Below are 12,233 nucleotides of genomic sequence, written 5' to 3'. Positions count from 1 at the left end.
AATTAATGTGATAAAATTAAAGTGTTGTTTCTATAATAATCCAGGAGGAATGCGAAATGCATGAGCTATTTTTACAGGCTATTAACGAAAAAAGAAAAATTATGGTAACCTTCTTTTCTAATGAAGATGGACACTCATTAAAGCGACTATGTGCTCCCTTCGATTATGGCCCAAGTAATAAATACAAAGATAAATCGCCTAGATATCATATGTATGATTATACAAGTGATAGCGGTAGTCACGTATTGAGCATATTACCAGGTCAGTTAAAAGAAATCCTACTAACTGATGAATATTTTAACCCATTAGATCTAGTTACTTGGAATAACCCGAAGTGGCATGTTCAAAGAAACTGGGGAATTGTTTCTTAATATATTCTGTGTTGGCCCCTTCATTGAAAGGGGTTTTTCTTAGATTGAACGACCCTTTTTATTTTGTTTATTGTAGGTATAAATTCTATGATAATAAATATAAGAAATTCAAATAATTAATCATTGCATCCCTTTCGTATAACGTTTCTGTATTCATGAATCCCAAAGGGGTTGTCTGCTGAAATCCCTCTTCGATATCCATCTTGCAGACCGAGGCTCCAAAGGAGCCGAAGCGTGAATATTATGTTATAGGATTTCAGCGACTTCTTTGAAAAACCTAAACTTCCTTAGATTTATATTGTTAGAATGAGCTCTTTTAAATGATTTATTCCCTTACTATCTTCCCAGGTAGTTTTAATTGTAAACTTCCTTGGAGTACCACTATGAACTAGAATATGTTCCTCAAAATTTTTTCCAGCTTCTAAAAACTCATATGGAACCTTATCTGTATAAATTATTCCTTTAAACTCATCTGGAATTTCTAAATTAACATTATAAGCCGTAGCTTTACCCGAATTCCAAATTTTCAATTTATACTTGCCTTTAGATATATTTATTATTCGAGCTTCTATTGATGCCTTAGTTTCATCCAAACGAGCTTTTTCTTTCTCCTCTAAAGCAAACTGCTTTAGTTTTTCTTCTAATTCATTAAGTCTATCTCGAACCTTATTGGCTTTTCTAGAATCTTTGAACGATAGCAGAGATACAATAATAGCTACAGTAGGAAATCCATATTTCACAAGATCAGCAAAGACGTCTTTAAATTGATTCCATAGATCAGTTATAGTCATATTTCTCCTCACTTGAAAAGATTTTTCAATTCCTTCTCTAATTTCTTTATAGCTTCTTTCTTCAAGTCTTCAAAATTCGCTGCAATAATATGACTATTATCTTCAATTAGCTCCTCTTTCGTTGTAACTAGACCGCAGTCCGAACATTTTATTTTTGTTTCATTTGGTGCGCTCTGTAAATCATAAATGCATTCATCGAGGATAGAGAACTGATCATTTCCACAAGTTCTACAAAACATTTTTATATTCTTTTCTAAATTATCCATTTATACATGATCTCCTTTGTTTCCATTTCATCAATAATTAGCGCTGATTTCCTATAACGTTTCTGTATTCATGAACCCCGAAGGGGTTGTCTGCTGAGAATCCTCTTCGAAATCCTTCCCGCAGACCAAGGCTCCATCGGAGCCGTTGCTTGAATATTATGTTAGGTGAAGTACTATGCTTTCTAGACATTCTAGAAGGAGTTTTTCTGCGCCCATTTCTCTATTACTTGCTCTAATAGATCTCTTTGAGTTAAACCTCTTGATTTATAATAGGGATTTCGTTCATCCTTTGGTAGGCAACTTATTGCTACTAGAAAAGCTCTCCTGACCCAAGGATCAGAAATAATACTAAATTTGTTTTCTCTAAAATATCTATGATTTTTTGATCTTCCTAAATCCAGGATCAGCTCTCTCACTGTGAAGTTATCATGATATTTCTTTATTAATTCTGAAAAAAAATGTTTATTGTTCCATTCATCATTATTAGAAAATAGATGCAATAACCAAGATCTATTGAATTCTAACTCACTCATAAAGCTACTTTGAAGTAGGCTTAACACTTTATTTCCTATTTCATGCTTTTGTTCTTCACTATAAGATCTAACTAGTTCAAGATGATTAATAATAGTTTTAATAATAGGAAACAACTTTCTCATATTTTCTTCTGTCAATATCAATTCTGCTACTTCAGTATTATCAAAACGCGCTAAATTTCCGATTAGAAATTTAGCAAAGCCTATATCAAAGTCATCTTTATCAAGTTCTTCTTCTAGTAATTCAAATATGTTTAACTCATGGAGTTTTTTTATTTCTTCTTCTCCCAATAAGGAAAGATCAATTTCCCCATAGAAATCTCTACTAAACCCCAGTTTATCTAATAACTCATAGAACTCTTCAATTACCCTATCTTTTTCTCTATCCTTATATAAATAAAGATGCTTAGAAATAAAGCTTTCAGTAGTCAAAATTTTAGTTTTTTGTTCATTTAATTTTAAATTTAAAATATCATATAACTTTTGTGCTAAGAATGCTAAAGATTTATAGGCATCATTTTCAGATTTACAAAAAAGCCGATAATCATCGACATATCTAATAAACATAATATCATTTTCAATAAGTATCATATCGATCTCATTTAGTATAAGCTCCGCTATTGGGCGACTAAACTGAGGACCAATTGGAAGTCCTTTATGAGTCTGACTGATGTGCATAGCTTTAATTATATTAATCAAAGTCTCAGCATGAGCATTCTTTCCACTTAACCTTACACATTCGCGCAGATGGGTCTCAATATTATGTAAATATATACTCGGGTAAAAGTCCGTAATGTCTGTCATCACAACATACGAATACTCTTCAGATTCTAACAAATCTCTTGTTTTATCTTCGTATTCCTTCCAATTGTATTTAGGATCAAACAGTGTACCATCACTTTCAGGATTTAGCCTGAATGAATACACAACATCATGTACAGCTGGTATTCTTTTGTTTTCTATTTCTTCGTATATTTCATAAATCAATGCGTTATACACTATTGAATCTAAGGGATCTAATTGAGTACATATTCTAAACCCGACATTACTCTTTGGTGTGATAGTAGTTCTATATGGTCTAACTCCATTAGAGTATACATCAGTTGTTAATAGATGATTTTTCACATCATCCCAATTCTCATTAATTGCTTCAAATTCAAAAAGCTTTGGAGAAACATAAGAATCCCCGTATTTATTAATATGCTTCAAGGACCAATTGAGAGATTCTTCTTTTAGTTTCAACATTTTAAATTTTGACCTCCAAATTATTATAGTATTTCACCTAACGTTCCTGTATTCATGACGTCCGACTTAGTCGGATGTGTCTGCTGAAATTCCTCCTCGAAATTCTTCCAGTAGACTTATGCTCCAACGGAGCCGCTACTTGAATATTAAGTTATCGGATGTTCTCATGTTTCTTCTTCATTCAGTGTACGTAAGATAGGTATTTCAACTTCTTCCCCTTTAGCAAGTTCTTCAGCAATCAATTTATAAAAGTCATTTAATAAAGTCACAGTCCCATGTATCTTTTCATAACGGGAAGTAAAGTCATCAACAATTCCCACTATGGGATAGTCTTTAATTACTCTATAAAACATTTCAACCTGTATAAGAACTAGGTTAACCAAACTTAGTAGTTGAAAATGAATGTCTCTATCTTCAGTTCTATCAAATATCCAAGAAACTCCTTGATAGTTTTCTTCACTCAATTCAAAATTTCCAAATGCACTTAAGATACTAGAATGCGCGAATTTACTATTAATCTGCTTTTTATACACATGAATTGTATCAGACATGTCTTTATAATTATTTTCAATCCAATTATTTGCTTTTGATTTCACTCCTGATTTCTCTACCATTGAACCTTGATCATTTTTGATAGCAAAACTATCGATTTTAGGATTATACAATGCATAACACGCCAATACTGCAGACTCAATTGATAAACGTAAATTAAAGCTTGTTTGAACAGTATGCCTTCTAATTAATGATAAAAACGCTAAATACAATGAATTATTGGTTTGAGATAAAAAACCAGCAAATATCCAGGCACTGATCTGATAATTTTTAGTAAATGTCCAAGATAACTCTATTGCCTCTAAACATACTTCAAAGATTAATCCAAATTGATCGTTTGCTCTTACAATCATCTCATGTTCTTCCTGAGATATTTCATAAATGCTAAACATTCTTTACACCTCCTGTACAGTTTTTTTATTCAGTATATTTTATGAGAATTTCCGATAACATTATTGTATTCACGAACCCTCACTGACTTAAGCTGCTGACCGATCCAGCGCAGCGATCGGGTCAGCCGTGTCGAAGACCTAGCCAGTGCAAGGTTGTCTGCTGATTCCGCTTCCCCGAAAAGCCTCTGCATCCGTCAGGACCGCTGCGTGAATACGGTGTTAGCTGGAGTTTCTGACTTCATCGAGATGCTCGAGTGATATTTGTTTGTTGTTAGTTACATGCTCTTTTGTTCTAAGATCTCTCGTATATAAGGTGTGACTGCAAAACAATCCTCTAGGTCGTTCTCTTCTAGTGCCCAATAGATAATGGTATTGATATGTAATTTATAGTCCTTAAGTATATTTTGTTTTATTCGATTCCAAATTTTGATGTCTTCCGTTCCTATTCCCTTGGAAAGATAATCATCAAAAGAAGATATTATAACTATCGTCAGCGTAAATTTCTCTTTGTTGTTTAATTTATTTTTCTCATAATATGTAATAAATTCATTTACTCTTGAAGAATCAGCCGACGTATATTCCCAGTCCTGCGAAAACGGAGTAAGTGGCGATAAATGTAATTTCTTTATAAGACTTTCAATTGATTCTTTATCAGCATACTTAGGACTAGTCTCCTCCATTTGTCCGCACCTCTTATTTATTTCTTATTACAGCAATTTCAGCTAACATCTAATCTATGTACTTCATAAATACCACACATCCTGCCAGATATCTGAATACGTATATGATAACCTATGCGGTGATATTTGCGAAGAAAAATTTGGTGAAAAAGGGAGATATATTAGGATACTCAATCTCCCATGTCCATACGATCCAGTGTGCTTTGAATACGCTGAATATTTTTCTTACTAACATCCGTACATCGCTGAGTTGTTCGTGCACTCATATGACCGAGTAGCTCCTGAATGTATCGTATCTCTGTCTCATTTTCCAGTAAATGAGTGGCGAAAGAGTGTCTCACAGCATGAATACTTACCTTTCACAATTCCTGCACGTCGTCTTGTTTCTTCAGAAAGCACGATATCCCAGGCGAGATTTGAAAGAGCGTCCTACGATCCTTTTGCCCCTTCTTCTGTCTCATGCAGACGTACAATTTCACCTACACGAAGCCCGGAAAAATAGGTCAGAAACAATACGGCCTGCTTTCTTTGTGTTAGTCCGCCCTTTGGCAACGTGTGCACGCAACAGGAATAAAAGATATTACAATCAATCCACTTATTCACTAACTCTCCAGAGAGAGCTTAGCTTCTACGGTTTTAATATGTAATTATTTTCTCTTGCCTGGTTATTTATTGCTTTAAGCAAACTCTCTTTATAGATCGAAGTACTATATGGAATTTCTCTATGATTTTCATCTGGATGGATATTCTCTGCATAGATAATAAAGTTGTTTAAATCCATCTTTTTGATAATGAAGTAATTCCCCTCGAACTCACCACTACGAATGTGAGCTGAGTCAATGAAATCAAATATAGCTTCATAAAGTTCTTGTGATGGGATCTCATCTTCTAAAAAACGCTTGATCACTTCCTGGCTATTAATCAATCTTTCTCACTTCCTTTACGGTTTTTCTACTTCTTGAGGATTTCATATAACGTTCCTGTATTCACGAGCGTGTCTTACAAACTTTATTTCTTATTCCAATTCTTCATTATATGGATTTGCATACAAATCAACATCAATTTCAGCATGAATCATATTAACAAATTCAATAAAATCAGAATCGAAATAAAGAGCAGGCGTTTTCCCCTCTTCTATTCTTATTACAATGAAAAATTTCGTACTTAATCGATGTTCAATCCGAATTGAATTGATCTCTTTTACTTTGTTTCTTAATAAATCGACTACTTTTGTTAATTGGTGATTTACATCTAATGATTCTTCATAATCCGTACCTAATGTCCATGATGTTTCTTTTATTCGATGCTTTTTGTTTATTATATCGCCTTTATAAGCCGTATTCGTAGGTTCAATTTTAAGTACTGAAGTTACATAATTCGGATCGAATTCATCTCCAAACAAACTAAAATAGGCCATTACTTCAGTTTTGTCTTTCAGGGGTTTCACCTCTTTAAGAATTAATGTATGGATTTCGCCTAACGTTTAAAGATTCACGATGGGATTCATCCTTAGATAGCTCTTATCTTAGGATGAAAACTGTTTGGTGATTATGCTTTTACTGTATCTACTTCTTCCAATCAAGGGTGCACGCCCGTAGCGTGAAACTTTTGTTATGTGATGTTGCATTCTACCTGAAACACTTTTAAAAATATTATTTAATTAGAAATTATATACGAATTAAAGTCCTTATTTATTCCATAAATTCTTAATATCTTCTACTATAATTTTTGAAATATGTATGGATGAATCCTGTGGATACAACCATACTGTTACGATAAGAGTTAAACATATCATTAATCCTAGAATAACTCGTCCAACAACTCTATATCTGGTGTGTTTATGCAAATAATAAACTATGCTAGATGAGATTAGAATAATCACACCATTCATCATAAAAGTTATGGGCAAGCTTATAATCCTGCCTAATCCGGTGTTAGGTTATATTAATAAAAGCAAACTCTCTAATACTACAAATGGAACTGACAGTAGAACAATATAAAAAAAATGACTTTTGAATTTCCTCTCTACTACTGAACTCACCTACTTTAACTCCTTTAATTCAATTGCACGTAACGTCTGTGATGCTGCTTCACCTTCATGTAACGCTGTTATATCCACGAACCCTCACTACCTCAAAGAGTGCAGCGACTTGTCGCAAATCAGTAAGATAGTACAGGGTCACCTAGTCTTCGAATATCCTCAACAGACCAAGAAGCGAAAGCAACGCGGCGTAGATATGTTGTTATCTAGATGTCAATTACCTTCCACAATACTTATAAATTGTACTTTATTTTAATTCTTTCATATAACTTATAATCCGTATTTCTATTTACAATCTCTCCAATTAACTCTTTCCATTTGTCTTCAATCCACTTAGGACTTTGTTCTTTCAGAATATCCTCGTTAAATTGACTATCAATATACTCCAAATCATGTTTAAGAACTCCTATATCCTTAATTAGTTGATTTCTCGATTCTTTTTCTAGCGATATCTTATTCGACAATATTTCGCCTATGATTTCTACTCTTATATGCGTATACATATCTCTAAACACATTATAGATTAAATAGGTTGAAGATAATTGATCTTCCCGGAAGTCGGATTTCAGAAAGACGAATGATTCTTCACCCACTTTCAAAGATACTGCCACATTTCCTAATGCGTGTATGACTGTTTCCTTCGAAGAATTGTCCTCTAAGCTTTTTATCACATTATCTAAATTGTAGATGGATTCTTTTATACCAATTTGAGTTCCATGATTTAGTTTAATCGTGTAATCAACTTTTTGATTGTCTTTGTACGCTTTGAATTGATAGTTGAAGTACATGCTTATTATCAATCCAACCATTAGTATGATTATTGCTATGTTTTTTCTCATTGAATCACCTCGTAATTGTCAATTGAATTCATATAATATCTAATTTTTGTATTTCACAAATACAACATATCCCATCTACTAGTGCCTTAACTACGTATATGATAACCCATATTGTTACATTTAAGAAGGTGAATTGGCGAATAAAGGATATTTAATAGTTTTCTCAAACCCTTATCCATACGGATCAAAAGAAGAAAACGATAATTGTTCAAAACTAGTAAGCAAAGCATTTTCATATGATAGAAACTTAACGAGACGAAGAAATGAAGAAGCAACTTTATTTTGTAAAGGCATGGGTTATACTCACAAATATCCAGTATATACACTGTAGTTTAATCGTTTTACGATATAAACAAGAAAAGGTCAGCCTAAAGAGGCTGACCTTTCTTGTTTATAAATTAGCACAGAACTTATTACATAACCTTAATTCATTTAATCAGTTAATCAATAATTTTTTTAAGCTCAAAAATAGTTGCCTCTGATAACAAGATAAGCCTATCGTTATTAACAGCTAAAAAGCTTAAACTTACAGGTATGCTCATTTTTGTAGAAGAGTCACTTATATCTATTGCCTTTATTTCATCATTTATATGTAAGTCTGGGATATCTATTTTATAATATCTATAAAAAGAGTCAGAGTTATAGCATGTCGCCGTAATCTGATATAATGGATTTTTTAGTTCATATTGATATTTCTTATACTTTTTAAGTCCTTTTGATGAAAAAAAGTCTTTTTCGATTATAACTTTATCTCCAATAAATTTTTGCCCTGTTGGATATTCAGAAGCATCATTATATGAATTTGCAAATCCTAAAAGCTTCTCAACTTTCCAAGTTCCATAGAAATATTTTTCAGTTTCACTATCCAAGCTTATACGGTCTACCGTACAATAATCGGATGTGTTTTTTTGAATAATAGCCTCCTGAGTTTCAGGTTTAGGCTCACTAGAAGTATTGGGATTTGATGTCTTTTCAACATTTCCACAAGCCGATGCTAGCATCAACATTATCATCATACAAGCCAATATTGTTTTTTTCATATCTCACACTCCTACTATGAAGTTATGATTTCTCATGTTTACTCGCTTGCTAATTGAATTAATCCCCGTATGGATTAAAATCTTCTGTTCCTTCTTTTTATATCACCATGTGCTAAAAGCTACTTCCATACAGCGAATAATTCTTCACTACTGTATAACAAATGGGGCGATACTTTTTCTTTACTTTCCGATGACTTTATCAGTTTTGCCTCAGTGTTTTGTTCTGGTTGAGTTGTTACTTGTTTACTGGGAGGCTCGCTCTAGCAGAAATTATATCAGAGCAATTGAAGCGAGGAATGACATAAAATTTACATTATTTATGAATAAGGTTAACTTTATGTTATCTAAATCACAAACAACAATTCCCAATCTAACCCATACGCTTGCACTTGGTGACAGCGACGCTGGTATTACCCCAACTTAAAAGATTCTGAATATCTAAGCTTGGGAGGTCTGACTTTGTGGAGCCATAAACAAAATCCCACTCCATGGCCGAGTGGGATTTTGAATAGAACTTTTCTTTTGTGGAACTATCGTTTCGCTAAATCAAGGGAGAGTAGTATTTCTAACATATTTCATTCCAACTCTGAAACTGATTCACCACTAATTATCGTACCGTTATTCATACCTTCACAAATTTCTTTCATCGAGCCTGGTTTATCGAAGTTAAACACATGCATTGGCAAATTGTAGTCTCTTGCTAAAATGAAAGCTGATTGGTCCATTACCTTTAAGTTGTGTTCTAAAACGTCGTTGTAATGAAGCGAACGAAATTTCTTTGCATTTTTATCAAATTTAGGGTCTGCATTAAGAACACCATCAACACCTTGCTTTGCAACTAATAAAGCGTCACAATTAACCTCGATGGCTCTTTGTACTGAAGGATAGTCTGTTGTAACGTAAGGTTGACCGTTCCCCCCTGCAAAAATTACAATATAGCCTTTTTCTAGATGGTGGATTGCTCTTAGACGGATGTATGGTTCTGCAACTGAAGTAATAGGTATTGCCGTCATTACTCGTACTTCCTTTTTGGTCTTGGCTTTAAGAACTCCACGAAGCATTAAACTATTTACTACAGTCGCAAGCGTCCCAATGTTATCAGCTTCTGCCCTTTCTATCCCCCAGCTTTCCGCCATATTACCTCTGAAAATGTTACCCCCACCTATAACTAACGATACTTCAACGCCTAAATTTACTACTGACATAATTTCATCCGCAATATGGTCTAACCTTTCTGGCTCAAAACCAAATTCAGAGTTTCCTGCTACTGCTCCACCACTTAGCTTAACGAGAACCCTTTTGTACCTTGACAATTATTACACCCCCATAAAATAAAAACACTAAAGCAATAAATGCTTTAGTGTCCTAATGGAATGGAAATATGAAATTACGCAAGTCGACTGAATGTAAGTCTTCCGTTTCCACCTCATACCCCCACCCCTTCCATGTTTTTCCGTTAAGTAATTTTACATTACGTGAGGCTAAATTGCAATTACCGTCAATATTAAATCTGCAAGCAATTTCAATAAGTTATAGTATGATTTACGATGAGCCGGATCAAAGAGCTACCTTGCCACTATACTGCCCGTTAGCTTAATGAGGAACTCATCATCCTAATATAATTTTCCTGTTCTCTACTTTCTGTAAAGGTATACCTTTACAAACAACAAAAAAATCATAACCCGCTCAAGCCAACAAAGACTGTTCAATCTGATCCACAATGCCATTAATGCCTGTCGGTCCATAACAGCCGATCCATGTCGCGGCATCGACCGAGTGTATGTGCTGGCGCTCACTCGCATCGAGCATCCCCCAGACACGTTGCTCTGTCGCGGATATTCCCTCTTGCATCATTTCATTGCTAAGCAAAAAATAGTGGCTGGCATGTACAGCTGGTAGTCTTTCAACTGAAATATGATAAGCCGTGTCCGAAGCATCTGCTACAAATGATGGAGCAGGTAAACCTAGGTCACGGTACAGCACTGCACCTGTACGATGAGAGGCAGAATGTACGCGAACGAGAGAATCTAGTGGACGAATCAGTGCTACACTCTTACCTGCCAGTACTGTAGCAAGTTCTTCGGACAGCAATGCGGTTCGTCGATGATAATCCGCTAGTATACGCTTTGCCTCTGCTCGCTTACCTGTCAGTTCACCGAACAGGCTCAGAATGGTCTGCCAGCTCTCATTGCGCTTAAACATGAGAACCGGAGCGATCCGGCTTAACCGTTCATAGTGCTGATCATGCACCTCGGTGCAAATAATCAGATCTGGTAACAATCGTTCCACACCAAGCAGATCAGGGTACTCATACGTTCCGAGTAATTTTGTACCCTGAAGTCCTGCCCTAATGTATTGAGGGAAATTTACCACCGTACTTCCCGATCCCACACTTCCTGCTGGAGACAACCCAAGGGCAAGCAAATGATCGGCATATTGCACATCGAGTACGGCGATACGCTGTGGAGCACTGGTGACTTGATATTCACCTCGCATATGACATATCACCGGACCTTGGTCCGACTCGTACGAAGAAACCAATCGATTCTGCAGCAAGGAATGAGCATAGTTTGCATCTGTTTCCAAAGCGGCAGCAAGCCGATAACGCAGCGGAGGAACGCCATAATATTTCTTAAACGCCCTACTGAAGTAATACATGTCGCGGTAGCCTATTCTGTCAGCAATTTCCCCAATGGGAGCATCTGTATGATGCAGCAACCGCGATGCATTCTCCATCCGCAGCTGGATGACGTACTCCATCGGTCCGAGCTGCTTCTCTTGTTTGAATCGTCGCTGCAACTGTCTTACACTGCATCCAGCGAGGGCTGCCAACTCTTTGAGCTCCAGATTCTGACGATAATGCGATGATATATATGACACGACAACATCCACCATGTCGGACTCTGTTCCACCTTGACCACATTCATACTCCATGATCAGTTCGTAGATCATTCCCTGGAGCAACGCATTGGCATGAAAACGTTCCAGTCCTTCGCCACGACGCCATTTGGCAACGATTTTTTCCGCATTCTGAATCCATTCCGCTTGAGTCACAGGGTTCTGAATAAACGAAGTTTGCAGTGGGTGTTTGCGATATGAGGGTATAGCATGAGAGGCTCCTTCCATGGAAGAAGCCTTGTACATGATCACGATATAATAAAGTTCGTCTGATCTGGCCGTCAGCGTGAAGGATGTGCCCTTAACCACATGACCAGCAAAAGAAGCTCCAATGTGGCATAGCTCACCATTCATTGCAAGCTCCCCTTCCCCTCCGTATGCCAGCAGCAACACATTTGAATTTAATTCTGTTTCACTAAGAACACTGCCTGTCTGCAAAGTACCGCTATACCCGTCAAGCATCTTGATTGTCGTATCACTCCATAGACTTGTCTGTTCTTGCAGCGGCATTTCTCTCATCTCCTGACAATAGCATCCTTTGCTATATATTGAATCACCTGATTAGGCTTAACTCATGAATATACA

General features: G+C 35.8%; 12 protein-coding genes and 1 pseudogene. 1 reads left to right on the top strand and 12 read right to left on the bottom strand.

Features of this window, described 5'->3' with window-relative positions; genetic code table 11:
* The first annotated feature begins 56 nt into the window (after window positions 1–56).
* The gene (locus ACDJ58_RS06480) at window positions 57–371 is read left to right on the top strand and encodes a hypothetical protein (protein ID WP_413376458.1); all 315 of its coding nucleotides are present in this window, start codon (window positions 57–59) and stop codon (window positions 369–371) included.
* 293 nt (window positions 372–664) lie between these two features.
* Here the strand turns inward: ACDJ58_RS06480 and ACDJ58_RS06475 are convergent, their stop codons facing one another.
* From ACDJ58_RS06475 to ACDJ58_RS06420, 12 genes and pseudogenes are all read right to left on the bottom strand, one after another.
* Entirely contained in the window at window positions 665–1,162 is a 498-nt protein-coding gene (locus ACDJ58_RS06475; protein ID WP_413376456.1) for a hypothetical protein, read from the bottom strand.
* An 8-nt stretch (window positions 1,163–1,170) separates the two neighbouring features.
* Window positions 1,171–1,428 (bottom strand): ECs_2282 family putative zinc-binding protein, encoded by a 258-nt coding sequence (locus ACDJ58_RS06470; protein ID WP_413376454.1) that lies wholly within the window; start codon window positions 1,426–1,428, stop codon window positions 1,171–1,173.
* A 191-nt stretch (window positions 1,429–1,619) separates the two neighbouring features.
* On the bottom strand, window positions 1,620–3,206 hold the full coding sequence (locus ACDJ58_RS06465) for an RNA-directed DNA polymerase (RefSeq protein WP_413376452.1): 1,587 nt from the start codon (window positions 3,204–3,206) through the stop codon (window positions 1,620–1,622).
* A 164-nt stretch (window positions 3,207–3,370) separates the two neighbouring features.
* Window positions 3,371–4,150 carry a hypothetical protein gene (locus ACDJ58_RS06460; RefSeq protein WP_413376450.1) on the bottom strand — a complete coding sequence of 260 codons (780 nt, stop codon included), beginning with the start codon at window positions 4,148–4,150 and terminating at the stop codon, window positions 3,371–3,373.
* 275 nt (window positions 4,151–4,425) lie between these two features.
* Entirely contained in the window at window positions 4,426–4,830 is a 405-nt protein-coding gene (locus tag ACDJ58_RS06455; protein WP_413376448.1) for a hypothetical protein, read from the bottom strand.
* A 284-nt stretch (window positions 4,831–5,114) separates the two neighbouring features.
* Window positions 5,115–5,171, bottom strand: a pseudogene (locus ACDJ58_RS06450) (integrase); the annotation flags it as partial.
* Window positions 5,172–5,458: 287 nt separating this feature from the next.
* Entirely contained in the window at window positions 5,459–5,755 is a 297-nt protein-coding gene (locus tag ACDJ58_RS06445) for a hypothetical protein (protein ID WP_413376446.1), read from the bottom strand.
* 90 nt (window positions 5,756–5,845) lie between these two features.
* Window positions 5,846–6,247, bottom strand: a complete 402-nt coding sequence (locus tag ACDJ58_RS06440; protein ID WP_413376444.1) for a DUF4279 domain-containing protein — start codon at window positions 6,245–6,247, stop codon at window positions 5,846–5,848.
* Between the two features lie 857 nt (window positions 6,248–7,104).
* A complete protein-coding gene (locus ACDJ58_RS06435; protein ID WP_413376442.1) occupies window positions 7,105–7,710 on the bottom strand; it encodes an oxidoreductase in 606 nt (201 codons plus the stop codon).
* A 440-nt stretch (window positions 7,711–8,150) separates the two neighbouring features.
* On the bottom strand, window positions 8,151–8,750 hold the full coding sequence (locus ACDJ58_RS06430) for a hypothetical protein (RefSeq protein ID WP_413376440.1): 600 nt from the start codon (window positions 8,748–8,750) through the stop codon (window positions 8,151–8,153).
* 575 nt (window positions 8,751–9,325) lie between these two features.
* On the bottom strand, window positions 9,326–10,063 hold the full coding sequence (pyrH, locus tag ACDJ58_RS06425) for a UMP kinase (protein WP_413376438.1): 738 nt from the start codon (window positions 10,061–10,063) through the stop codon (window positions 9,326–9,328).
* 373 nt (window positions 10,064–10,436) lie between these two features.
* Entirely contained in the window at window positions 10,437–12,158 is a 1,722-nt protein-coding gene (locus tag ACDJ58_RS06420; protein ID WP_413376436.1) for a helix-turn-helix domain-containing protein, read from the bottom strand.
* Window positions 12,159–12,233: the final 75 nt, after the last annotated feature.

Origin of the sequence: Paenibacillus taichungensis (assembly GCF_047302525.1) — a bacterium.
GTDB lineage: Bacteria > Bacillota > Bacilli > Paenibacillales > Paenibacillaceae > Paenibacillus > Paenibacillus taichungensis_B.
Note: the sequence above shows the minus strand (reverse complement) of the source record. Positions and strands in the feature narration are given on the sequence as shown.

Bases quoted from the DNA above. Each gene is read 5' to 3' on its own strand.
- ACDJ58_RS06420 (WP_413376436.1), bottom strand. From the start codon at position 12,158: ATGCCGCTGCAAGAACAGACAAGTCTATGGAGTGATACGACAATCAAG.
- ACDJ58_RS06460 (WP_413376450.1), bottom strand. From the start codon at position 4,150: ATGTTTAGCATTTATGAAATATCTCAGGAAGAACATGAGATGATTGTA.
- ACDJ58_RS06455 (WP_413376448.1), bottom strand. From the start codon at position 4,830: ATGGAGGAGACTAGTCCTAAGTATGCTGATAAAGAATCAATTGAAAGT.
- ACDJ58_RS06440 (WP_413376444.1), bottom strand. From the start codon at position 6,247: ATGGCCTATTTTAGTTTGTTTGGAGATGAATTCGATCCGAATTATGTA.
- ACDJ58_RS06480 (WP_413376458.1), top strand. From the start codon at position 57: ATGCATGAGCTATTTTTACAGGCTATTAACGAAAAAAGAAAAATTATG.
- ACDJ58_RS06475 (WP_413376456.1), bottom strand. From the start codon at position 1,162: ATGACTATAACTGATCTATGGAATCAATTTAAAGACGTCTTTGCTGAT.
- ACDJ58_RS06465 (WP_413376452.1), bottom strand. From the start codon at position 3,206: ATGTTGAAACTAAAAGAAGAATCTCTCAATTGGTCCTTGAAGCATATT.
- ACDJ58_RS06470 (WP_413376454.1), bottom strand. From the start codon at position 1,428: ATGGATAATTTAGAAAAGAATATAAAAATGTTTTGTAGAACTTGTGGA.
- ACDJ58_RS06435 (WP_413376442.1), bottom strand. From the start codon at position 7,710: ATGAGAAAAAACATAGCAATAATCATACTAATGGTTGGATTGATAATA.
- ACDJ58_RS06430 (WP_413376440.1), bottom strand. From the start codon at position 8,750: ATGAAAAAAACAATATTGGCTTGTATGATGATAATGTTGATGCTAGCA.